This is a genomic window from Enterobacter cloacae complex sp. ESBL7 (genome assembly GCF_041679625.1).
Classification (GTDB): Bacteria; Pseudomonadota; Gammaproteobacteria; order Enterobacterales; family Enterobacteriaceae; genus Enterobacter; species Enterobacter asburiae_B.
The window spans coordinates 92083-113676 of sequence record NZ_JBGORN010000006.1; the positions used below are offsets into that span (position 1 = coordinate 92083).

The 21594-nt window shown below is 59.9% G+C and carries 21 protein-coding genes; 11 read left to right on the forward strand and 10 right to left on the reverse strand.

The window, feature by feature from the left end; translation table 11 throughout:
- Window positions 1–239 precede the first annotated feature (239 nt).
- Window positions 240–1340 carry a lytic murein transglycosylase B gene (gene mltB, locus ACERY3_RS18670; RefSeq protein ID WP_319876682.1) on the reverse strand — a complete coding sequence of 367 codons (1101 nt, stop codon included), beginning with the start codon at window positions 1338–1340 and terminating at the stop codon, window positions 240–242.
- A 252-nt stretch (window positions 1341–1592) separates the two neighbouring features.
- Between mltB and srlA the strand changes: the two genes are divergently transcribed.
- The 7 genes from srlA to gutQ all read left to right on the forward strand — a co-directional run bounded on the left by srlA (window position 1593) and on the right by gutQ (window position 6563).
- Complete coding sequence (gene srlA, locus ACERY3_RS18675; RefSeq protein WP_023333189.1) at window positions 1593–2156, forward strand: PTS glucitol/sorbitol transporter subunit IIC; 564 nt, start codon at window positions 1593–1595, stop codon at window positions 2154–2156.
- Window positions 2153–3112, forward strand: a complete 960-nt coding sequence (locus tag ACERY3_RS18680; RefSeq protein WP_023308950.1) for a PTS glucitol/sorbitol transporter subunit IIB — start codon at window positions 2153–2155, stop codon at window positions 3110–3112. The genes srlA and ACERY3_RS18680 overlap by 4 nt, the downstream gene beginning before the upstream one ends.
- A gap of 12 nt (window positions 3113–3124) precedes the next feature.
- Entirely contained in the window at window positions 3125–3487 is a 363-nt protein-coding gene (gene srlB, locus ACERY3_RS18685) for a PTS glucitol/sorbitol transporter subunit IIA (RefSeq protein ID WP_023308951.1), read from the forward strand.
- A 14-nt stretch (window positions 3488–3501) separates the two neighbouring features.
- A complete protein-coding gene (srlD, locus tag ACERY3_RS18690; protein WP_023294411.1) occupies window positions 3502–4281 on the forward strand; it encodes a sorbitol-6-phosphate dehydrogenase in 780 nt (259 codons plus the stop codon).
- A 127-nt stretch (window positions 4282–4408) separates the two neighbouring features.
- Entirely contained in the window at window positions 4409–4768 is a 360-nt protein-coding gene (gutM, locus tag ACERY3_RS18695; RefSeq protein WP_373226229.1) for a transcriptional regulator GutM, read from the forward strand.
- Window positions 4769–4831: 63 nt separating this feature from the next.
- On the forward strand, window positions 4832–5605 hold the full coding sequence (locus ACERY3_RS18700) for a DNA-binding transcriptional repressor (protein ID WP_032640855.1): 774 nt from the start codon (window positions 4832–4834) through the stop codon (window positions 5603–5605).
- Complete coding sequence (gene gutQ / locus ACERY3_RS18705) at window positions 5598–6563, forward strand: arabinose-5-phosphate isomerase GutQ (protein WP_199028432.1); 966 nt, start codon at window positions 5598–5600, stop codon at window positions 6561–6563. Before ACERY3_RS18700 ends, gutQ begins: the two co-directional genes overlap by 8 nt.
- On the opposite strand, the gene norR is transcribed toward gutQ, so the two are convergent.
- A complete protein-coding gene (gene norR, locus ACERY3_RS18710; RefSeq protein WP_373226230.1) occupies window positions 6560–8074 on the reverse strand; it encodes a nitric oxide reductase transcriptional regulator NorR in 1515 nt (504 codons plus the stop codon). The genes gutQ and norR overlap by 4 nt on opposite strands.
- 186 nt (window positions 8075–8260) lie before the next feature.
- Here norR and norV point away from each other — a divergent pair, with 186 nt between their 5' ends.
- Window positions 8261–9706: an anaerobic nitric oxide reductase flavorubredoxin gene (norV, locus tag ACERY3_RS18715; protein WP_373226231.1), complete on the forward strand. Its 1446-nt coding sequence runs from the start codon at window positions 8261–8263 to the stop codon at window positions 9704–9706.
- Entirely contained in the window at window positions 9703–10836 is a 1134-nt protein-coding gene (gene norW / locus ACERY3_RS18720; protein WP_373226232.1) for an NADH:flavorubredoxin reductase NorW, read from the forward strand. Before norV ends, norW begins: the two co-directional genes overlap by 4 nt.
- A 450-nt stretch (window positions 10837–11286) precedes the next feature.
- Here norW and ACERY3_RS18725 read toward each other — a convergent pair whose 3' ends face one another.
- The 4 genes from ACERY3_RS18725 to ACERY3_RS18740 all read right to left on the reverse strand — a co-directional run bounded on the left by ACERY3_RS18725 (window position 11287) and on the right by ACERY3_RS18740 (window position 16226).
- Entirely contained in the window at window positions 11287–12309 is a 1023-nt protein-coding gene (locus tag ACERY3_RS18725) for a HoxN/HupN/NixA family nickel/cobalt transporter (protein ID WP_373226234.1), read from the reverse strand.
- 1 nt (window position 12310) lies between these two features.
- Entirely contained in the window at window positions 12311–14527 is a 2217-nt protein-coding gene (gene hypF, locus ACERY3_RS18730; protein WP_373226235.1) for a carbamoyltransferase HypF, read from the reverse strand.
- A 5-nt stretch (window positions 14528–14532) separates the two neighbouring features.
- A complete protein-coding gene (gene hydN / locus ACERY3_RS18735) occupies window positions 14533–15078 on the reverse strand; it encodes an electron transport protein HydN (RefSeq protein ID WP_039263391.1) in 546 nt (181 codons plus the stop codon).
- Between the two features lie 134 nt (window positions 15079–15212).
- Window positions 15213–16226, reverse strand: coding sequence for a LacI family DNA-binding transcriptional regulator (locus ACERY3_RS18740; RefSeq protein ID WP_045888102.1), 1014 nt, complete (start codon window positions 16224–16226; stop codon window positions 15213–15215).
- 214 nt (window positions 16227–16440) lie between these two features.
- Here ACERY3_RS18740 and ascF point away from each other — a divergent pair, with 214 nt between their 5' ends.
- Window positions 16441–17892 carry a PTS cellobiose/arbutin/salicin transporter subunit IIBC gene (gene ascF / locus ACERY3_RS18745; RefSeq protein WP_373226236.1) on the forward strand — a complete coding sequence of 484 codons (1452 nt, stop codon included), beginning with the start codon at window positions 16441–16443 and terminating at the stop codon, window positions 17890–17892.
- Window positions 17893–17910: 18 nt separating this feature from the next.
- Window positions 17911–19335 carry a 6-phospho-beta-glucosidase gene (locus ACERY3_RS18750; protein WP_032660341.1) on the forward strand — a complete coding sequence of 475 codons (1425 nt, stop codon included), beginning with the start codon at window positions 17911–17913 and terminating at the stop codon, window positions 19333–19335.
- 88 nt (window positions 19336–19423) lie between these two features.
- Here the strand turns inward: ACERY3_RS18750 and hycI are convergent, their stop codons facing one another.
- Genes hycI through ACERY3_RS18770 form a run of 4 tightly spaced genes read right to left on the reverse strand, consistent with a single transcriptional unit; the run spans window position 19424 to window position 21588 of the window.
- On the reverse strand, window positions 19424–19879 hold the full coding sequence (hycI, locus tag ACERY3_RS18755; RefSeq protein WP_373226237.1) for a hydrogenase maturation peptidase HycI: 456 nt from the start codon (window positions 19877–19879) through the stop codon (window positions 19424–19426).
- Window positions 19872–20282, reverse strand: a complete 411-nt coding sequence (locus ACERY3_RS18760; RefSeq protein WP_045888098.1) for a formate hydrogenlyase maturation HycH family protein — start codon at window positions 20280–20282, stop codon at window positions 19872–19874. Before ACERY3_RS18760 ends, hycI begins: the two co-directional genes overlap by 8 nt.
- Window positions 20279–21046, reverse strand: coding sequence for an NADH-quinone oxidoreductase subunit B family protein (locus ACERY3_RS18765; protein WP_033146382.1), 768 nt, complete (start codon window positions 21044–21046; stop codon window positions 20279–20281). Before ACERY3_RS18765 ends, ACERY3_RS18760 begins: the two co-directional genes overlap by 4 nt.
- Window positions 21046–21588 (reverse strand): formate hydrogenlyase complex iron-sulfur subunit, encoded by a 543-nt coding sequence (locus tag ACERY3_RS18770; RefSeq protein WP_373226238.1) that lies wholly within the window; start codon window positions 21586–21588, stop codon window positions 21046–21048. The genes ACERY3_RS18765 and ACERY3_RS18770 overlap by 1 nt, the downstream gene beginning before the upstream one ends.
- Window positions 21589–21594 lie beyond the last annotated feature (6 nt).

Below are 21594 nucleotides of genomic sequence, written 5' to 3' on the forward strand. Positions count from 1 at the left end.
CCGATAAAGACAACCAGCACCAGCGCCAGCAAAAGCCGAACCAGAGCAGACAGAGAAAAAAGGGACGTTGACATGTCGACACCGCATTAAATGTTATAACATAACAATAATAAAAGACAGTTAAGATGTAAATGGCGGGTTTGAAAAGGGAGTGTGGCGAAATGTTTCTGCAGGAAATAGGTGCGCGCGGGTGCCCTCACCCCAGCCCTCTCCCACAGGGAGAGGGGGAATAAGATGACTTACTGACTAAACGGAGACGCTGCCGGCACGCGGGCCTGCGATACCGCCAGCCCCAGCTGCCATACGGCCATCGCATAGTGGGTACTGTGGTTATAGCGGGTGATGGCGTAGAAGTTCGGCATGCCGTACCAGTACTGATAGCCCGTCCCGACATCCAGACGCAACAGACTTACCTGATCGACATTGCCCAACGGCTGAGTCGGTGTTAAGCCCGCCACCGTCAGCTGCGCAACGCTGTATTTGGTTTTGAAGCCGTTTTCCAGCCCAGGCGCCTGACCGTTCGCCTGCACCGCCACCTGGCCGCCCGGCACCCAGCCGTGCGCTTTGAAGTAGTTCGCCACGCTGCCGATGGCATCCACCGGATCCCACAGGTTGATATGACCATCCCCGTTAAAGTCGACGGCATATTGTTTATAGGAGGACGGCATAAACTGGCCGTAGCCCATCGCGCCGGCAAACGACCCTTTCAGATCGAGCGGATCGTCCTGCTCGCTGCGTGCCATCAGCAGGAAGGTTTCCAGCTCGGAAGAGAAATACTCCGCGCGGCGCGGATAGTTAAAGGAGAGCGTCGCCAGCGCGTCCAGGATGCGGGTTTTACCCATCACGCGGCCCCAGCGGGTTTCCACGCCGATAATCCCGACGATGATTTCCGGCGGTACGCCGTACACCTGCCACGCGCGGTTGAGCGCGTCTTCATACTGATTCCAGAACACCACGCCGTTTTGCACGTTGTCTGGGGTAATAAACTGTTTGCGGTAGCGCAGCCACGCGCCGTTCGGCCCGCTCGGCACCTGGGCGGTTGGAGCCTGCCTGTCCATCAGGCGCAGCACGTAGTCCAGTCGCTTGGCCTGAGACAAAATTTCGTGCAGCTGCTGTCTGTCAAAGCCGTGCTTGCTCACCATTTTATCGATGAACTGCTCGGCCGCCGGGTTATTCGCGAAGTCGCCGCCCATCTGCATCATATTGTGCTGCGGCTCCAGCAGGAATCCTCCGGAAGGCGCGCCCGCCGTTTGCTGAACGGCTTCGGTCTTAGGTTTGCTACTACAGGCAGACAGCAGAATAAGCGCAGGCAACAGCGCTGCATAACGACGCTTGAACATGAGACATCCATTTAACGGGTTCGATAAGAACCCAGTATGGTAAAGCATTCGCAACACCTCAAGGAAGCGGTACGCGCCTCCCCCACGCAAATCCGCCCTTTTTTCCACCGAATATCATTGACCCCATCAATAAACTTTCAAAATAATCCATTTTTCTTTCATTGTGAGATCTAACTAACACTTTAAAACCTTTCAAAGTGATTATTATTAGCCCCGCAACACAAAAACAAAAAAGCCTCACAGGAGAGAAGAATGATAGAAACCATCACCCACGGCGCCGAGTGGTTCATCGGGCTGTTTCAGAAAGGCGGAGAAGTGTTCACCGGCATGGTGACCGGGATCCTGCCCCTGCTGATCAGCCTGCTGGTGATCATGAACGCGCTGATTAACTTTATCGGCCAGCAGCGCATCGAACGCTTCGCTCAGCGCTGTGCCGGTAATCCGCTGTCCCGCTACCTGGTACTGCCGTTCATCGGCACCTTCGTGTTCTGTAACCCGATGACCTTAAGCCTCGGTCGCTTCATGCCGGAAAAGTACAAGCCGAGCTACTACGCCGCCGCCTCCTACAGCTGCCATTCCATGAACGGCCTGTTCCCGCACATTAACCCCGGCGAGCTGTTCGTCTATCTCGGGATCGCCAGCGGTCTCACCACCCTTGGCCTGCCGCTCGGCCCGCTGGCGGTGAGCTACCTGCTGGTTGGCCTGGTCACCAACTTCTTCCGCGGTTGGGTGACCGACCTCACCACCGCCATTTTTGAGAAAAAAATGGGCATCCAGCTTGAACAGAAAGTCCATCTTTCAGGAGCCACAGCATGAACCGGATCCGCATTGAGAAAGGCACGGGCGGCTGGGGCGGCCCGCTGGAGTTCGACGCCACCGAAGGCAAAAAGATCGTCTACATCACCGCAGGCACGCGCCCGGCGATCGTCGACAGGCTGCGCGAGCTAACCGGCTGGGAAGCGGTCGACGGCTTCAAGGAGGGCGAGCCGCCGGAAGCGGAAATCGGCGTGGCGGTGATCGACTGCGGCGGCACGCTGCGCTGCGGTATCTATCCGAAGCGCCGCATTCCGACGGTGAATATTCACTCCACCGGAAAATCCGGCCCGCTGGCGCAGTACATCCTTGAGGACATTTATGTCTCAGGCGTGAAGGAGGACAACATCACTCTGGTGAATGGTACTGCCGCGCCGCAAAAAGCGGCCCCGCGCGAGTACGACACCAGCAAGAAAATCACCGAGCAGAGCGACGGCCTGCTGGCGAAGGTCGGGATGGGCATGGGTTCCGCCGTGGCGGTGCTGTTCCAGTCCGGGCGCGACACCATCGACACGGTGCTGAAAACCATCCTGCCGTTTATGGCGTTCGTCTCGGCGCTGATCGGCATCATCATGGCGTCCGGCCTGGGCGACTGGATTGCTCACGGCCTCGCCCCGCTCGCCAGCCACCCGCTCGGGCTGGTGACGCTGGCGCTGATCTGCTCCTTCCCGCTGCTGTCGCCGTTCCTCGGCCCGGGCGCGGTGATCGCTCAGGTGATCGGCGTGCTGATTGGCGTGCAGATTGGTCTGGGGAACATTCCCCCGCACCTCGCCCTGCCCGCCCTGTTCGCCATTAACGCCCAGGCGGCGTGCGATTTCATCCCCGTAGGGCTGTCGCTGGCCGAAGCGCGCCAGGACACCGTGCGCGTGGGCGTGCCGTCGGTGCTGGTCAGTCGCTTCCTGACGGGCGCGCCGACGGTGCTGATTGCCTGGTTTGTCTCCGGCTTTATTTATCAATAAGAGGTTCCTGCGATGACCGTGATTTACCAGACCACCATTACCCGCATCGGCCAGAGCGCGGCGGATGCGCTGAGCGACCAGATGCTGATCACCTTCCGCGAAGGCGCCCCGGCGGATATCGAAGAGTTTTGCTTTATCCACTGTCACGGCGAGCTGAAGGGCGAGCTGAAGGCCGGGAGCCAGCTGGAGCTGGGCGAGGCGCGCTATGCCGTGACCGCCGTCGGCGACGTGGCCGAGCAAAACCTGCGCGAGCTGGGCCACATCACCCTGCGTTTCGACGGCCAGCCGCAGGCCGAATATCCCGGCACGGTTCACGTGGCGGGCCCGGTTCCGCAGGCTGTCACCCCAGGCTGCACGTTAAAATTTGTTGCGTAATTAAGGAGAAACACATGAGTCAGGTTGCCGTTGTCATTGGTGGAGGACAAACCTTAGGCGAGTTCCTCTGCCGTGGGCTTGCCGCAGAGGGCTACCGCGTGGCGGTAGTGGACATTCAGAGTGAAAAAGCCGCCCGGGTGGCGGACACCATTAACACCGAGTTTGGTGAAGGGATGGCGTACGGGTTTGGCGCCGACGCCACCAGCGAGCAGAGCGTGATGGCGCTGGCCCGCGGCGTGGACGAGATTTTTGGGCGTACCGACCTGCTGGTCTACAGCGCGGGGATTGCGAAAGCGGCCTTTATCAGCGATTTCGAGCTGGGGGACTTTGACCGCTCGCTGCAGGTGAATCTGGTGGGCTATTTCCTCTGCGCCCGCGAGTTTTCCCGTCTGATGATCCGCGACGGCATTCAGGGGCGCATCATTCAGATCAACTCCAAATCGGGGAAAGTGGGCAGCAAGCATAACTCCGGCTACAGCGCGGCGAAGTTTGGCGGCGTGGGGCTGACGCAGTCTCTGGCGCTGGATCTGGCCGAGTACGGCATTACCGTGCACTCGCTGATGCTGGGCAACCTGCTGAAATCGCCGATGTTCCAGTCCCTGCTGCCGCAGTACGCCACCAAGCTCGGCATCAAGGCTGAGGAAGTGGAGCAGTACTACATCGATAAAGTGCCGCTGAAGCGCGGGTGCGATTATCAGGACGTGCTGAACATGCTGCTGTTTTACGCCAGCCCGAAAGCCTCGTACTGCACCGGGCAGTCGATTAACGTCACCGGCGGGCAGGTGATGTTCTGATCGAGCGGTTTGTTCCCCCTCACCCTAACCCTCTCCCCGGAGGGGAGAGGGGACGGTCAGGTGCAGCCTTTTCCCCCTCGCCCCTTTGGGGAGAGGGACGGGGTGAGGGGAAAAATAAGGAGCCAACATGGTAACAACACTTATCACCCTCGCCGCCCTCGCCTGGATCTGCCAGATGGCGTTTGGCGGCTGGCAGATCCACCAGTTTAACCGCGCGTTTGACGCGCTGTGTCAGAAAGGTCGCGTCGGGGTCGGGCGTTCCGGCGGACGCTTCAAACCGCGAGTCGTCGTCGCCGTTGCGCTGGATGAAAACAATCACGTCTGCGATTCCCTCATCATGCGCGGCATGACCGTCTTTGCCCGACCGGTGAAAATCCAGGCAATCAACGGCATTTCGCTGCAGGAATTACGGCCTGATGTGATCTTTCCCCATGATCCACTCTGTCAGAATGCACTATCATTAGCGCTTAATCTGAAACATGGATAATTTCGTTGTGAAAGCTATAGACTTGCGAAATTATCATTTCGCAACCTAAGGAACGAAGCGCCTATGAAACCTCGTCAGCGGCAGGCGGCCATTCTCGAGCATCTGCAAAAGCAGGGAAAATGCTCGGTAGAGGATCTGGCCCACTACTTTGACACCACCGGCACGACAATACGCAAGGACCTGGTATTGCTCGAAAACTCTGGCGCCGTCATTCGAACCTACGGCGGCGTGGTGCTCAATAAGGACGAAGCGGACCCGCCTATCGACCACAAAACGCTGATCAATACCCACCAGAAAGCGCTGATTGCCGAAGCCGCAGTCAAATTTATCCACGATGGCGATTCCATCATTCTGGATGCAGGCAGCACCGTCCTGCAGATGATCCCGCTGCTCAGCCGCTTTAACAACATCACGGTGATGACCAACAGCCTGCACATCGTCAACGCCCTGTCGGAGTTCGACAGCGAGCAGACCATCCTGATGCCCGGCGGCACCTTCCGCAAAAAATCGGCGTCGTTTCACGGCCAGCTGGCGGAGAATGCCTTCGACCACTTCAGCTTTGATAAACTCTTTATGGGCACCGACGGCATCGACCTGAACGCAGGCGTTACGACGTTCAACGAGGTGTTCAGCGTCAGTAAAGCCATGTGCAACGCCGCGCGGGAAGTGATTTTGATGGCAGACTCGTCGAAGTTTGGCCGCAAAAGCCCCAACATTGTCTGTAGCCTTGAAAGCGTTGATAAGCTGATTACCGACGCGGGTATCGACCCGGCGTTCAAGAAAGCGCTGGAAGAGAAAGGAATCGACGTGATCGTAACCGGAGAGAGAGATGAGTGATTTTCTGTTAGAAACGGGCCGCCAGACGCTGATGCTGGAACTGCAGGAAGCCAGCCGCCTGCCGGAACGTCTGGGCGAGGATTTTGTCCGCGCCGCCAACACCATTATCCACTGCGAAGGCAAAGTGATCGTGGCGGGCATCGGTAAATCCGGCCATATCGGCAAAAAGATTGCCGCGACCCTCGCCAGCACCGGCACTCCGGCGTTCTTCGTGCATCCGGCAGAGGCGCTGCACGGCGATCTGGGGATGATTGAAAGCCGCGACGTGATGCTGTTTATCTCCTACTCCGGTTCGGCCAAAGAGCTGGACCTGATTATTCCGCGCCTGCAGGAAAAATCGGTCGCCCTGCTGGCGATGACCGGGAAATCCCGCTCGCCGCTGGCGCTGGCCGCCAAGGCGACGCTGGATATTTCCGTTGAGCGTGAAGCCTGTCCGATGCACCTCGCTCCGACCTCCAGCACCGTTAACACCCTGATGATGGGCGACGCGCTGGCAATGGCGGTGATGCAGGCGCGCGGCTTTAACGAAGAAGATTTCGCCCGTTCGCATCCGGCGGGCGCGCTCGGCGCACGCCTGCTCAACAAGGTTCACCACCTGATGCGCACCGACGATGCCATTCCGCAGGTCAAACTCGATACCAGCGTCATGGACGCGATGCTGGAGCTCAGCCGCACCGGTCTGGGGCTGGTAGCGGTCTGCGATGACGGCGGGAGCGTTAAGGGCGTGTTCACCGACGGCGACCTGCGCCGCTGGCTGGTGGGCGGCGGCAGGCTGGAAACCAACGTGTCGGACGCCATGACCAAAGGCGGGCTGACGCTCAACGCCGAGAGCCGCGCCATTGAAGCCAAAGAGGTGCTGATGAAGCGCAAAATCACCGCCGCACCGGTGGTGGATGATTCCGGCAGGCTGTGCGGCGCCATCAACCTGCAGGATTTCTATCAGGCCGGGATTATCTAACCCTTCAGTCCCAGACGCTTCGCCAGCCTGTGCAGGTTGGCGACGTCCATCTCCAGCGCCCGCGCGCACGCCGCCCAGCTGCGGTTATTCTGCTCCAGCGCGCGGGTAATCATCTGACGCTGAAACGCCTCAGTGGCTTCGCGCAGATTTTCATCCACCGTTTCTGGTAGAGCCTGGGCGATTGCCGGTGCGGTTTCATCCTGCAGCGCAAAATGCCGCGCGTGGATCACCACTTCATTACCCGAACGCGTCGCCCGCGCCAGCACCACCGCGCGGTGGATCGCATGCTCCAGCTCGCGCACGTTGCCCGGCCAGCCGTAGCTCAGCAGATGCGCCCTCGCACCCGGGCTCAGCACCACGCGGGAAAGCCCCATCCTGAGACGGCACTGCTCGCAGAAAAAGCCCGCCAGCAGCACCACGTCGTCCCCGCGCTCGCGCAGCGGCGGCACGGTAAGCGGGAACACGCTCAGGCGATGGAACAGGTCGGCGCGGAACTGCCCTGCCAGCACCGCTTCACGCAGGTCACGGTTGGTGGCCGCCAGCACGCGAACATCCACTCTGTGGCTGCGGTCATCCCCCACGCGCTGGATGTCGCCGTACTGCAGCACGCGCAGCAGCTTGGCCTGCAGCGACAGGGAGAGCTCGCCGATTTCATCCAGGAACAGCGTGCCGTTATCGGCCATTTCGAACTTGCCGCTGCGGTTGCTGATGGCCCCGGTAAACGCCCCTTTTACGTGACCAAACAGCTCGCTTTCCGCCACGCTTTCCGGCAGCGCGGCGCAGTTGAGGTACACCAGCGGGTTCACCGCGCGCGGCGACGCTTCGTGAATGGACTTCGCCACCAGCTCCTTACCGGTGCCGGTTTCCCCGAAGATCAGCACGTTCAAATCTGAGGCGGCGACAATCTCAATCTCTTTTTTGAGCTGCGCCATGCCCGGAGAAAGGCCGATCATCTCCGTGTGCGTCACCTGCTCAAACGCCGCCGGGCTGCCGGGAAGAATGTTCTGGCTCTCCAGCTGTTCAATCAGCAGGGCATTGTTCAGCGCCCCGGCGGCCAGGGCGGCAATCAGGCGCAGCTCTTCGTCGCTAAAGGTGTCGAACTGGTCCGGCGACAGGCCGTCGAGGGTCAGCGCGCCGATCAGGTTTTGTCCGGCAAACAGCGGCAGGCCGATACAGGCGTGCACCTTCAGGCTCTCCTGTCCGGGAATAAGCCCGTCGTACGGGTCGGGCAGATCGCTGTCCGCCGGGAAGCGCACCACGTCACCCGCACGGGCGATAGTTTCCAGACGCGGATGGCCCTCAAGGGTAAATCGCCGTCCGAGAACGTCCTTCGCCAGCCCGTCGATAGCCAGCGGAATAAACTGCCGCCCTTCGTAGCGCAGCAGCGCGGACGCATCGCACTCAAGCACGTGGCGCAGCGTGGAGATCAGCCGTTGAAAGCGGTCCTGATGGCCGATACCGGTCTGCAGCTCAATGGCGATCTTCGCCAGCACGTCTACGGAAAAGCTCATAGTGACCTCGCTGTCATTTTGACAATGAATATTGTCATATTGACACTAATTTTGATAGTCATAATGACTACCCATTACGGATCATAAAAATATTAATTAAGTAAAATCAATAAATTAAAAACTGGCACGCAACTTGATATAGGCAAACCATCTTATTTGAAAATGCTGTATTACGTAGAGGTTGCTATGTCTATTCTGGTTAAAAATAACATTCATTGGGTGGGTCAACGTGACTGGGAAGTGCGCGATTTCCACGGGACGGAATACAAAACGCTGCGCGGCAGTAGCTACAACAGCTATCTCATCCGCGAAGGTAAAAACGTGCTGATCGATACCGTCGATCACAAGTTCAGCCGCGAGTTCGTGCAGAACCTGCGCAGTGAAATCGACCTGGACGCCATCGACTACATCATCATCAACCACGCGGAAGAGGACCACGCTGGCGCGCTGACCGAGCTGATGTCTTACATCCCGAACACGCCGATCTACTGCACCACCAACGCCATCGACTCGATCAACGGCCACCACCACCATCCGGAGTGGGATTTCCACACCGTGAAAACCGGCGACGCGCTGGATATCGGCAACGGCAAGCAGCTGATCTTCGTGGAAACCCCGATGCTGCACTGGCCGGACAGCATGATGACCTACATGACCGGCGACGCGGTGCTGTTCAGCAATGACGCCTTCGGCCAGCACTACTGCGACGAGCGCCTGTTCAATGACGAAGTGGACCAGACCGAGCTGTTCGAGCAGTGCCAGCGCTACTACGCCAACATCCTGACCCCGTTCAGCCGCCTGGTGACGCCAAAAATCACCGAAATCCTCGGTTTTAACCTGCCGGTGGAGATGATTGCCACCTCCCACGGCGTGGTGTGGCGTGAAAATCCCACCCAGATAGTCGAGCTGTACCTGAAGTGGGCGGCGGACTATCAGGAAGACCGCATCACTATTTTCTACGACACCATGTCCAACAACACCCGCATGATGGCGGACGCCATTGCCCAGGGCATCAACGAAGTGGACCCCAACGTGGCGGTGAAAATCTTCAACGTGGCGCGCAGCGATAAGAACGAGGTATTGACCAACGTCTTCCGCTCTAAGGGCGTGCTGGTGGGCACCTCCACCATGAACAACGTGATGATGCCGAAAATTGCCGGTCTGGTGGAAGAGATGACCGGACTGCGTTTTCGCAACAAGCGCGCCAGCGCCTTTGGCTCCCACGGCTGGAGCGGCGGCGCGGTAGACCGTCTCTCCACCCGTTTACAGGATGCGGGTTTTGAGATGTCCATGAGCCTGAAGGCCAAATGGCGCCCTGATATCGACGCGCTGGAGATCTGCCGCCAGCATGGTCGCGACATTGCCCGCCAGTGGGCGCTCGCTCCGCTGCCGGAAGTAGCGGCAAAACCAACCGCACAGCAGGAAACCTGCGCCTGTGCCGCCGCAGCCGCCGATCCCGGACCGCGCATGCAGTGCAGCGTCTGCCAGTGGATTTACGACCCGGCGCTGGGCGAGCCGCTGCAGGACGTTGCGCCGGGAACGCCGTGGAGTGACGTGCCGGACAACTTCCTCTGCCCGGAATGTTCACTCGGGAAAGACGTCTTTGACGAACTGGGTACGGAGGCAAAATGAACAACGGTATCGTCATCATCGGCTCGGGCTTTGCCGCCCGCCAGCTGGTGAAAAACATCCGCAAGCAGGACGCCAGCGTACCGCTGACGGTGATCGCCGCCGACAGCATGGACGAGTACAACAAGCCCGATCTGAGCCACGTCATTAGCCAGAATCAGCGCGCCGAGGACCTCACCCGCCAGACGGCGGGGGAGTTCGCAGAACAGTTTAACCTGCGTCTGTTCCCGTACACCTGGGTCACCGACATCGACGCTGCCGCCCACGTGGTGAAAGCAAAAGAGAAAACCTGGCAGTACGACAGGCTGGTGCTGGCCACGGGTGCCTCTGCGTTTGTGCCGCCGGTTGAAGGCCGCGAGCTGACGATCACCCTCAACAGCCAGCAGGAGTATCAGGCCAGCGAAACGGCGCTTCGCGACGCGCAGCGGGTAATGATTGTTGGTGGCGGGCTGATAGGCACCGAGCTGGCGATGGATTTCTGCCGGGCGGGTAAATCCGTGACTCTGGTCGACCATGCGGCGAGCATTCTGTCGTCGCTGATGCCCGCAGAAGTAAGCAGTCGCTTACAGCATCGCCTGACCGACATGGGGGTGCATCTGCTGTTGAAATCGCAGCTGCAAAGCCTGAGCAAAACCGAAGGCGGCATTCGTGCCACGCTCGACCGCAGCCGCAGCGTTGAGGTGGATGTCGTGGTTGCCGCAACGGGCCTGCGGCCGGAAACCGCGCTGGCGCATCGCGCAGGCGCCGAAATACAGCGTGGCGTGAAGGTAAATAGCTACCTGCAAACCACGCAACCTGATATTTACGCGTTAGGTGACTGCGCTGAAATTAACGGTCAGGTACTGCCCTTTTTACAGCCAATTCAATTAAGTGCGATGTATCTGGCGAAAAATCTTCTCGGCGGCAGCGCGCCGCTGAAATTACCCGCCATGCTGATTAAAGTCAAAACGCCGGAATTACCGCTGCATCTTTCCGGTGAAACGCAGCGTCAGGATCTGAACTGGCAAATTACCCTCGAACCGCAGGGAATGGTCGCGCGCGGCGCGGATAACGAGGGTCAGATTCGCGCTTTTGTGGTTAGTGAAGACCGGATGAAGGAGGCTTTCGCTCTGCTGAAACTGTTACCTGCTTAACCCTCCTTTTGCCGGGCGGCGCTTCGTTTACCCGGCCAACAGCAAGTCTACGCTGTCTTAATCTTTGGATTTTATTATTCACCGCCCCGATATTCCGGGGCTTTTTTTTACGTATTCTATTCATCAAATAAATGCAAAGTAGATATATCATCGCTATCAATCCCTTATTTATTATTTTCGTAAATACTTTAATCTGAAACAGATTAAAAACATCATCCAGCTTTATTATTGGCAGCCGACTCAGTCTGAAAAGACATCATCAGCAGGAGGCGAATCATGGCGAATTTTTATAAATAACTCAATTATCTTTCTCGTTATTTCACACAAGCGAAGAATGCGGAATATATTTAATTCCGCAAAAGTCCTATATTTTCAGCATCTTTTTATCGGTATGCCGCTATGCGCCAGCCATTGAGGAAGTCGCGGAGGTTGCGCCGTGCAGGAGCCGGTTCAGGAACGTACCACCAGCGCGTCGTAGCCGCGCCAGCGGTAGTTGACCATGGAGATCAGCCAGCAGGCGACAAACAGCCCCACCACCACAAACCCGGCGTTGCCCAGATTGTCGTTTACCGTGCCAATCATATCCCACACGCCGCCGCTGAGGGCAAATTTGTCCATCAGCAGACCCAGCGCTTCCAGCCCGCCGATAAACAGCGCCACCACCACGGAGGTGCCGGTGATGGTCATGTTGTAGTAGAGCTTGCGCTGCGGCTTGTTGAACGCCCAGCCGTAGGCGCCGACCATCAGCAGGTTATCGAGAGTATCCACCAGCGCCATGCCGCTGGCGAAGAGCGCCGGGAAGACCATGATTGACCACACCGACATCCCGCTTGACGCGCTGGCGGCAGAGATCCCCAGCACGCCAATCTCGGTGGCCGTGTCAAAGCCGAGGCCAAACAGGAAACCGACCAGGTACATCTGCCAGCTTTTATTCACCAGGCGGAAGGTTTTGCCAAACAGCCAGTTCATGACGCCGCCCTGGGCAGGGAGCGTGATGTCGCCCTGCACGGGCCTGCCCTGTTTCAGCACCTGAAAACTGCGCCAGACGCCGCGCAGGATCACCATGTTCACCAGCGCCATCGCCAGCAGGAAGGTGGCGGAAACGGCGGTGCCAATCAGGCTGCCGGTTTCGTGAAACCATTCCATGTTTTTCTGAAACGCCGTCGCGGTCGCGGCGATAGCAATAGAGGCCAGCACCACGATGGTGGAGTGCCCCAGCGAGAACCACGCCCCCACGCCGGAAGGACGTTTGCCCTGCTGCATCATCTTACGCGTCACGGTATCAATCGCCGCGATGTGGTCAGCGTCCACCGCGTGACGCAGCCCGTAGCACCACGCCAGCAGGCTGGCGGCCATCAGCGCCGTGCTGCCGCTAAAAGCGTGCCATGCCCATCCCCAGGCCAGCAGGTTTGCCATTACCAGAGCCAGCAGCAGAAGCGCGGCGCGAGGTTCATTGCGTAAGAGTCGTAACATTTTAAGTCCTTTGTGTACATGACCGGGCAGCGGCGATCGCCGCCTGCCCGAAGGAGATCGCTCCGTCACCTGCGGGCAGGCGCGAAGGAAAAAGAAGCGTAAAGTCAGAAAGATAATGACCCAGGCGCGCGCGCAGCAGACGGTTGTGCAGCACGCCGCCGCTGAGACAGATTGTCGACAGCGACAGGCGTCGGGCATGGCGTGCGGCGAGTTGCGCCAGCCCTTTTGCCAGCGCGTCGTGAAACGCCCACGCGCGCTGGCAGGATTCCGCCTGCCAGCTCAGCCACTGCTGCCAGAACTGCGCGAGGTTATCCACGTCCAGCGTCACCGGATGGTCGACGCCCGCGCACTGCGCCGCCAGCGCTTCCAGCCGGCAGGCCGCTTCACCTTCCCAGGATTGGGTTTCAATACCCAGCGCGCAGGCGACCGCATCAAACAGGCGGCCACAGGACGAGGCCTGCGGCGCGTTGATGCCGCGCCGGATCGCCGTTGCCAGCAGCGGCCAGTTTTCACGCTGAACCGCGCGCGTTTCCGGATACTGCTGCCAGTCAGGGACAAACGCCAGGCAATGGGCGAGTAAATTACGCCACGGCTGCCGCGCCGCCAGGTCGCCCCCCGGCAGCGCAACGGCAGGCAGCCCGCCCAGACGCTCGCACGCGAGATAGTTCACCCGCAGGCACTCCCCGCCCCACAGCGCGCCGTTCTCGCCCATGCCGATCCCGTCCAGCGTCAGGGCAATCGCGTCTCCGCCGTCGAGCGGCCAGCCGTTCTCCGCCAGGCACGCCGCCGCATGGGCGTGATGGTGCAGTACGGTTTCGACCGGCAGCCCCTGCGCCTGCGCCCACCGTTGTGTGTGATAACCCGGATGGGCGTCACACACCACGCGATCCGGCTGAAAGGCGTAAATTTTCTGCATCAGCGATAGCGCGCCGCGCCACTGCGCTTCGACACCCTCGTCACCGAGATCGCCAAAATGCTGGCTCAGCACCGCCTGGCTCCCACGCACCAGGCAGAAGGTGTTTTTCATCTCCGCGCCGGTGCATAGCATGGCGGGGATATTCTCAAAACCCGCAGGCAGCGCGACGGCATCGGGCACAAAACCGCGCGCGCGGCGAAGCATCGCGCCGTCGCGATCCATCACCGAATCATCCATCCGCTGCAGGATATCGCGGTTGTGCAGCAGGAAGCCGTCCGCGACGTCGCCGAGCTCATCCAGCGCCTGCTGGTTGGTCATGGCAGGCGGTCTGCCGCTGAGGTTGCCGGAAGTCATCACCAGCGGGCGCCGGCAGTCAATCATCAGCAGGTGTTGCAGCGGATTAGCGGGAAGCATGATGCCAATACAATCGAGCCCGGGTGCAATCCCTTCGGGAAATCCGGGTAGCGAGGCTTTTGGGGTCAGCACAATCGGCGCTGCGGAGGAGCGTAACAGCGTCTGGATCGCCTCCGGCACGCCGTCCGCATTCGGGATCATCACCGCCAGCGGCTTCGCGGGACGCTGCTTGCGTGCCCGAAGCGTCGCGACCGCCTGCGGATTACGCGCGTCGCAGACGAGATGAAAACCGCCCAGCCCTTTGACCGCGACTATGCCGCCGCTTTTCAGCATCGCCACCGCCGCGCTCAGCGCAGCCTCACGGGAAACGGTGATGTCGCCCGCACGCCATTCCAGCGCTGGCCCGCAGTCCGGGCAGGCTACCGGCTGGGCGTGAAAGCGGCGGTCAGCCGGGTTACGGTATTCCGTCTCACACGGCACGCAGAGGGGAAATGCGGCCATTGACGTGGCCGGACGGTCATAGGGCATCGCGCGGATAATGGTAAACCGCGGTCCGCAGTGGGTGCAGTTGATAAACGGATAGCGATATCGGCGCTCGCCGGGGTCGCGCATTTCAGCCAGGCACGCCGGACAGGTCGCGGCGTCGGGGACAATCTGCGTGTCCATCGCCCCGCCCGCGCTGTGGCGGATGGTAAAGTCCTCCGGCACCTGCGCCCAGGTAAACGGCTGCGTTTCAACGTGGTCAATGCGTGCCAGCGGTGGGCAGTCCTGATGCAGCCTCGCGGTAAAGGCCCCCCCATTACCCGCGAGGCGCACCAGCACGCCCTCTCCATCATTGCAGACGTCGCCGGTCAACTGAAGCGCCTGCGCCAGCTGCCAAACGAAGGGACGAAACCCCACGCCCTGCACCTTGCCCCGCACGCGCAGCTGGACACCGTTACTGCACATACGGTTCAGAACAGCAGCGATGACGACGTGTCGAATGCCGCACGACGGCGCTTTTCGGCGCTCATCTGCTCAAGCTTCTCGCGATCCACGCAGACCAGCGCATGCGTCGGGCAGGCTTCCATGCAGGCCGGACCGGCGTCGCGGTGATAGCAAAGATCGCATTTGTTGGCTTCGGCTTTCTCCGCACGTACGCTCAGACCCATGCCGCTGTTGCGTACCACCGGACGAACAACCACCTCCATCGCGCCGTACGGGCAGGCGACCACGCAGGTTTTGCAGCCAATGCAGCGCTCCTGCATGACGTGCACAAAGCCTTTCTCGCGTTTAATCGCCCCGTTCGGGCAGACGTTCGCGCACGGTGCGTCTTCGCACTGGCGACAGATGGCGGCGGTGGAAATATTCACGCCTTTGATGACGTGGATACGCGGCAGGAAGGTGTCAGGGGTGAGCGACGCGCAGTCCTGCTCCGCCTGATGGGAAACCACGCACGCCACTTCACAGGTACGGCAACCAATACACTTACTGGCATCGGCCATAATAAAACGGTTCATCTGCTTCTCCAGCATTACAGTTATGCGCGGAGATATTCATAAACCGTGCCAATAATTAACTTATTGATTTTATGTGAATTTAAAAATTACGGCGGCGCTGTCATCGTCACTTATGACGATGACAGCTGTCGACATCAGCGGTGCGGGCCGTCAATAACGGAGTCGCGCAGGACAAGCTCGCCGGAGAAGGTCTGCTGATACTTAAACTCACCGCCGTCGAGCATGAAGATCAGGCGGCTGATGGTCTCTTTGATCATCTCCGTCACCGGAATACGCACGCTGGAGAGCGACGGCACGATGTAGGGCGCGATGGCCACGTCGTCGAAACCGATCACCGACACCGCGTCCGGTGCGGCCACGCCGCTGTCATGGAGCTGCTTCATGGCGCCGATCGCCATGTCGTCATTACTCGCCACCAGCGCCGTAAACCGTTCACCGCGCGCAAGCAGTTCGGCAACCGCCGCCGCGCCGCTGGCGGGGTTCCACTTTCCCTGCGCAATCAGCCCCTCGCGCAGCGGAATACCGTGCTGCGCCAGCGCGTCCTTGTAGCCGGAGAGACGCTCAACCCCGGTGGGAGAATCCAGCGAGCCGGTGATAAACGCGATCTCCCGGTGCCCTTTCGCAATCAGCTGCGACACCGCCTCCTGGCTGGAGGCTTTATGATCTGACCAGACGCAGTGGCTGCTGTTTTTCCGCAGGCGGCGGTTGAGCACCATAATCGGCTGCTCGCACTTCTCGACGATCTCATCCATCTCTTCCACGCTCAGGAAACGCGGATAGATAATCACCGCGTCGCAGCGCATATCGAGCAGGTACTGGATCGCCTCGCGCTCTTCATCCGCGCTGTGCTTGCCGTCCGCGAGGATCAGCTGCCGCCCCTTTTCTTCCGTCATGCGCGCGGCGTGAAACAGGAGTTCGCTAAAGTAGACGCCGTGATAGAGGGTGTTAGTCACCACCAGCCCCAGCGTCTGGGTACGTTTGGTCGCCAGGTTTCGCGCCAGTAAATTCGGGCGATAGCCGCTCTCTTCAATGGCCTGAAACACCCGGTCTTTGGTCTCCTGGCTGACGTAGCCATTTCCCGACAGCACCCGGGACACCGTGGCTTTCGAAACGCCTGCCCGCTTCGCCACTTCAAGCATCGTGGTCATAGTGTTATTCCGTCTGAATCTGATGGAGCGCAGTGTACTGCACTGCAAAAAAATTGTCGCAGCGGTGAAATCACGCTTTCGATACCTCATTGCGATCTGCATCACGAAACGAAAAAATGGTCAAAAAGCGATCTTGTTTCATTCACAGAAACTCATGATGATTATGTGGAACCGGTTTCCTACATGTCTCACAACAATAACAGGATCACATCCGATGGCCAAAAATTACGCTGCGCTGGCGAACGACGTTATCAGCGCGCTGGGCGGCAAAGAGAACATCGTCGCCGTCACCCACTGCATGACGCGTCTGCGTTTCGTACTGAAAGACGAAAGCCTGACCGACGCTGCGCGACTGAAAAGCATCAGCGGCGTGCTCGGCGTGGTGCGCAACGACAACCAGTGCCAGGTCATTATTGGCAACACGGTTTCACAGGCGTACCGCGAAGTGGTGAGCCTGCTGCCCACGGACCTGCAGCCCGCAGTGCCGGAAGGTCCGCAGAAGATGACCTTACGCCGCATTGGCGCCGGGATCCTCGACGCGCTGATCGGCACCATGTCCCCGCTGATCCCGGCGATCATCGGCGGCTCGATGGTCAAGCTGCTGGCGATGATCCTCGAGATGACCGGCGTGCTGCCAAAAGGCGCGCCGACGCTCACAATTCTGACCGTCATCGGCGACGGCGCCTTCTTCTTCCTGCCGCTGATGGTGGCGGCCTCGGCGGCGGTGAAATTCAAAACCAACATGTCGCTGGCCATCGCCATCGCCGGCGTGCTGGTGCACCCGAGCTTTATCGAGCTGATGGCGAAAGCCGCGCAGGGCGAGCACGTTGAGTTCGCCTTTATTCCGGTGACGGCGGTGAAATACACCTACACCGTCATCCCGGCGCTGGTGATGACCTGGTGCCTGTCGTATATCGAACGCTGGGTGGATCGCATTACCCCGGCGGTGACGAAAAACTTCCTCAAGCCGATGCTGATCGTGCTGATTGCCGCCCCGCTCGCCATCGTGCTGATTGGCCCGCTGGGGATCTGGATCGGTAGCGCCATCTCCGCGCTGGTCTACACCATTCACGGCTACCTGGGCTGGCTCTCCGTCGCCATCATGGGCGCGCTCTGGCCGCTGCTGGTGATGACCGGGATGCACCGCGTGTTTACGCCGACCATCATTCAGACCATTGCCGAAACGGGCAAGGAAGGGATGGTGATGCCGTCAGAAATCGGCGCCAACCTGTCGCTCGGCGGCTCGTCGCTGGCGGTGGCGTGGAAAACCAAAAACCCGGAACTGCGCCAGACGGCGCTGGCGGCAGCGGCCTCCGCCATTATGGCGGGGATCTCTGAACCGGCCCTGTACGGCGTGGCGGTGCGCCTGAAACGTCCGCTGATTGCGAGCCTGATCAGCGGTTTTATCTGCGGGGCGGTCGCCGGCATAGCCGGTCTTGCCAGCCACTCGATGGCGGCACCGGGGCTGTTCACCAGCGTGCAGTTCTTTGACCCGGCGAACCCGATGACCATCGTCTGGGTGTTCGGCGTGATGGGGCTGGCAGTGGTGCTGTCGTTTGTTCTGACCCTGCTTTTAGGGTTTGAGGATATCCCGGTCGAAGATGAGGCTGAAAAAGCGCGCGCCCTGCAGACCGCACCGGTACAGAACAACGCAGCAAAAGCATAAATTGAAAGCGAGGTAAGAATGTCTGTTTTTCCACAAGGATTTTTATGGGGCGGCGCGCTTGCCGCCAACCAGAGTGAAGGTGCTTACCGTGAAGGCGGCAAAGGACTGACGACGGTCGATATGATCCCCCACGGCGCGAATCGCCTGGCGGTGAAGCTCGGTAAGGAAAAGCGTTTTTCGCTGCGTGACGACGAGTTCTACCCGAGCCACGAAGCGATTGATTTTTACCATCGCTATAAAGAGGACATCGCCCTGATGGCGGAGATGGGCTTTACGGTGTTCCGCACCTCCATTGCCTGGAGCCGCCTCTACCCGAACGGCGACGAACCGCTGCCGAACAAAGAGGGCATTGCCTTCTATCGCGCGGTATTCGAGGAGTGCAAAAAGTACAACATCGAGCCGCTGGTGACGCTCTGCCACTTTGACGTGCCTATGCACCTGGTGACGGAATACGGCTCCTGGCGCAACCGTAAGATGGTCGATTTCTTCGCCCGCTACGCCCGCACCTGCTTTGAAGAGTTTAACGGGCTGGTGAAATACTGGCTGACCTTCAACGAAATCAACATCATGCTGCACAGCCCGTTCTCCGGCGCGGGGCTGGTGTTTGAGGAAGGCGAAAACGAAGACCAGGTGAAATACCAGGCCGCGCACCACGAGCTGGTGGCAAGCGCGCTGGCGACCAAAATCGCCCACGAGGTAAACCCGGAAAACCAGGTGGGATGCATGCTGGCGGGCGGCAATTTCTACCCCTACTCCTGCAAGCCGGAAGACGTGTGGATGGCGCTGGAGAAAGACCGCGAGAACCTGTTCTTCATCGACGTGCAGGCGCGCGGCAGCTATCCGGCCTACTCCGCCCGCGTGTTCCGCGAAAAAGGCGTGGTGATTGTGAAAGATCCCGGCGACGACGAGCTGTTAAAAAACACCGTCGACTTTGTCTCGTTCAGCTATTACGCCTCGCGCTGCGCGTCGGCGGATATGAACGCGGGCAACACCAGCGCGGCGAACATCGTGAAGTCCCTGCGTAACCCGCATATTCAGGTGAGCGAATGGGGCTGGGGCATCGACCCGCTCGGCCTGCGCATCACCATGAACATGATGTACGACCGCTACCAGAAGCCGCTGTTCCTGGTGGAAAACGGCCTCGGGGCGAAGGACGTCATTGATGAAAACGGCGAGATCAACGACGACTACCGCATCAGCTACCTGCGCGAGCACATCCGCGCGATGGGCGACGCGATTGAGGACGGCGTGCCGCTGATGGGCTACACCACCTGGGGCTGCATCGACCTGGTGGCCGCCTCAACGGGCGAGATGAGCAAGCGCTACGGTTTTGTGTACGTTGACCGCGACGACGCCGGGAACGGCACGCTGGACCGCAAGCGCAAGAAATCGTTCTGGTGGTATAAGAAGGTGATTGCGAGTAACGGGGGGGATCTGGAGTAGCCTGTTGCCCTCACCCCGGCCCTCTCCCACAGGGAGAGGGAGATGGGTTTGGTAGGCCGGGTAAGGCGAAGCCGCCACCCGGCACTGCTCAGAGCTGAGAAAAACCACCATCCCCAACCCACTCCGCAAGCCGTGAATAGACCCGTTCCACCGCCTCCTTCACCGGCGGCGTCATCGGGTAATAAAACCCAACGATATCCGGCTGAATCCCCAAAAACAGCACCTCGCCCACGTCGCCTTTAATCTGATCGACCAGGTAGTTCAGCGGCATATTGTGGGTGGTCATCATAAACATCTCGGCGATGTCGTCCGGGTCAATCAGGCGGATCTCGCCGGGGTTGAGCCCCATATCGGTGGCATCGACGATTAACAGCCTCTCCGGACGCAGCTCGCGGATGGCGACCACGTCGTTTTCCGGCGCGCTGCCGCCGTCAATCACCACCCAATTGCCCTGCGGATTCGCGGCGCACATCTCTGCCAGCAGCGGACCCGCGCCGTCGTCGCCCATCATGCTGTTGCCGACACACAGTAAAACGTCAGTCACGTAATCTCCTCACCATCAGGTAGATGGCGCTCTCCTGATGAATATCGTGCAGCATGCTAAGCAGCGTTTTGCTCCACGCCTGCTGCCCGGGGGTTTGCCTGGCGAGCGCCGCGTCAAAAGCGTTGGCGAGCATCGCAATGTGGTTGGCGTCGATGACGATCTCGCCGTACTTCGGCACGCCCTCCATCTTGCGCCGCGCCGTGCTGCCCTCCTCCAGCGTGGCGATCCACGCCAGGTACTCGGGCCACGGGCAGCTCAGCGCCGCCTCCAGGCAGTCAATCACCCCGAGGTGATGCCCAATCGCCAGGCTGTAATAGACCACCTGCTGCGCCGCGTCGGGCGTGGCATCGTTCTCATCAATAAACTTACGGCTCAGCTGGCTGAACACCACCGTTTCACTCATCGGATACGCGCCTCATCCACGATGCTGTTCAGGTTTGCCACGATCTCATTGAGACGCGGATCGTTTTCCGCCTCCAGCCAGCGTGCCACCTGATGGTCGCCCTGGCTCAGCAGGCGCAGATAATCATCGGCAATCTGACGTCCGTAGCGATAGCCCGCCAGCCTGCGCGCCGTGCGGTCGATCTTCACCCGCAGCGGCTGGACCATGTCCGGGTGAAGAATGGCCGCAGGCCGGTTGTCCAGCTCGCCCGGCTCGCGCGCGTGGATTTTCTGCTCCAGCAGGCCGAGCGCCATGGCAAAGCCGTACAGCGTCGCGGCGGGCGTTGGCGGACAGCCCGGAATGTAGACGTCCACCGGCACGATTTTGTCGGTCCCGCCCCAGACGCAGTAGAGGTCGTGGAAGATGCCGCCGCTGTTGCCGCAGGCTCCGTACGAGATGCAGATTTTCGGGTCCGGCGCGGACTGCCAGGCGCGCAGCGCGGGCGAGCGCATGGCGCGGGTGACGGCTCCGGTAAACAACAGGATGTCCGCATGACGTGGTGAAGGCACCACTTTGATGCCGAAGCGCTCGGCGTCAAACAGCGGCGACAGCGTAGCGAAGATCTCAATCTCGCAGCCGTTGCAGCCGCCGCAGTCCACGCGGTAGACGTAGGCCGAGCGTTTGATTTTTTTCAGCAGCGACGCCTTCATGCTGGCGATGGACTCCTCCACCGTCATCGGCACCGGAATGCCGTTAGCGTCGCGCGGGCCGAGTAAATTTTCCATCAGCTGGCCTCTCTCATATGGCGGGTGATATCAATGCGGTCGGACGGCAGGAGACACTTCTGACGCTTGCACTCCGGGCAGGTTTCAAAGCTTTCGCGGTGATGCTCCGCGCGGGCGTCGCCGTTGTGCTGCAGCAGCGCGATGGCGTAGTCGATCTCTTTTTGCACGGCGAACGGGCGCCTGCAGACGCGGCAGTTGCACAGGTCAAAGCGCGACTGCTGCAGAAAATCCTCTTTCTTCCACACCGCCAGCTCGAATTCCTGCGACAGGCGAATGGCGACCGTCGGGCAGACCTCCTCGCAGCGGCCGCAGAAGATGCAGCGCCCGAGGTTAAACTGCCAGGCCAGCTCGCCGGTTTTGAGATCCGTTTCTACCGTTAAGGCGTTCGACGGGCAGGCGTTGACGCAGGCCGCGCAGCCGATGCACTGCTGCGGGTTGTGCTCCGGCTTGCCGCGAAAATTTTTATCCACCGGCATCGGCTCCAGCGGATAGCGGCTGGTCTGCGTGCCGGTTTTGATTACTTTTTTGATAAAGGTAAACATGGCGAG

Bases quoted from the DNA above. Each gene is read 5' to 3' on its own strand.
- ACERY3_RS18725 (WP_373226234.1), bottom strand. From the start codon at position 12,309: ATGTTACGACTCTTACGCAATGAACCTCGCGCCGCGCTTCTGCTGCTG.
- ascF (WP_373226236.1), top strand. From the start codon at position 16,441: ATGGCCAAAAATTACGCTGCGCTGGCGAACGACGTTATCAGCGCGCTG.
- ACERY3_RS18740 (WP_045888102.1), bottom strand. From the start codon at position 16,226: ATGACCACGATGCTTGAAGTGGCGAAGCGGGCAGGCGTTTCGAAAGCC.
- norW (WP_373226232.1), top strand. From the start codon at position 9,703: ATGAACAACGGTATCGTCATCATCGGCTCGGGCTTTGCCGCCCGCCAG.
- norR (WP_373226230.1), bottom strand. From the start codon at position 8,074: ATGAGCTTTTCCGTAGACGTGCTGGCGAAGATCGCCATTGAGCTGCAG.
- srlA (WP_023333189.1), top strand. From the start codon at position 1,593: ATGATAGAAACCATCACCCACGGCGCCGAGTGGTTCATCGGGCTGTTT.
- hypF (WP_373226235.1), bottom strand. From the start codon at position 14,527: ATGTGCAGTAACGGTGTCCAGCTGCGCGTGCGGGGCAAGGTGCAGGGC.
- norV (WP_373226231.1), top strand. From the start codon at position 8,261: ATGTCTATTCTGGTTAAAAATAACATTCATTGGGTGGGTCAACGTGAC.
- ACERY3_RS18770 (WP_373226238.1), bottom strand. From the start codon at position 21,588: ATGTTTACCTTTATCAAAAAAGTAATCAAAACCGGCACGCAGACCAGC.
- ACERY3_RS18760 (WP_045888098.1), bottom strand. From the start codon at position 20,282: ATGAGTGAAACGGTGGTGTTCAGCCAGCTGAGCCGTAAGTTTATTGAT.
- srlB (WP_023308951.1), top strand. From the start codon at position 3,125: ATGACCGTGATTTACCAGACCACCATTACCCGCATCGGCCAGAGCGCG.
- ACERY3_RS18765 (WP_033146382.1), bottom strand. From the start codon at position 21,046: ATGGAAAATTTACTCGGCCCGCGCGACGCTAACGGCATTCCGGTGCCG.
- gutQ (WP_199028432.1), top strand. From the start codon at position 5,598: ATGAGTGATTTTCTGTTAGAAACGGGCCGCCAGACGCTGATGCTGGAA.
- ACERY3_RS18700 (WP_032640855.1), top strand. From the start codon at position 4,832: ATGAAACCTCGTCAGCGGCAGGCGGCCATTCTCGAGCATCTGCAAAAG.
- gutM (WP_373226229.1), top strand. From the start codon at position 4,409: ATGGTAACAACACTTATCACCCTCGCCGCCCTCGCCTGGATCTGCCAG.
- srlD (WP_023294411.1), top strand. From the start codon at position 3,502: ATGAGTCAGGTTGCCGTTGTCATTGGTGGAGGACAAACCTTAGGCGAG.
- hydN (WP_039263391.1), bottom strand. From the start codon at position 15,078: ATGAACCGTTTTATTATGGCCGATGCCAGTAAGTGTATTGGTTGCCGT.
- ACERY3_RS18680 (WP_023308950.1), top strand. From the start codon at position 2,153: ATGAACCGGATCCGCATTGAGAAAGGCACGGGCGGCTGGGGCGGCCCG.
- mltB (WP_319876682.1), bottom strand. From the start codon at position 1,340: ATGTTCAAGCGTCGTTATGCAGCGCTGTTGCCTGCGCTTATTCTGCTG.
- ACERY3_RS18750 (WP_032660341.1), top strand. From the start codon at position 17,911: ATGTCTGTTTTTCCACAAGGATTTTTATGGGGCGGCGCGCTTGCCGCC.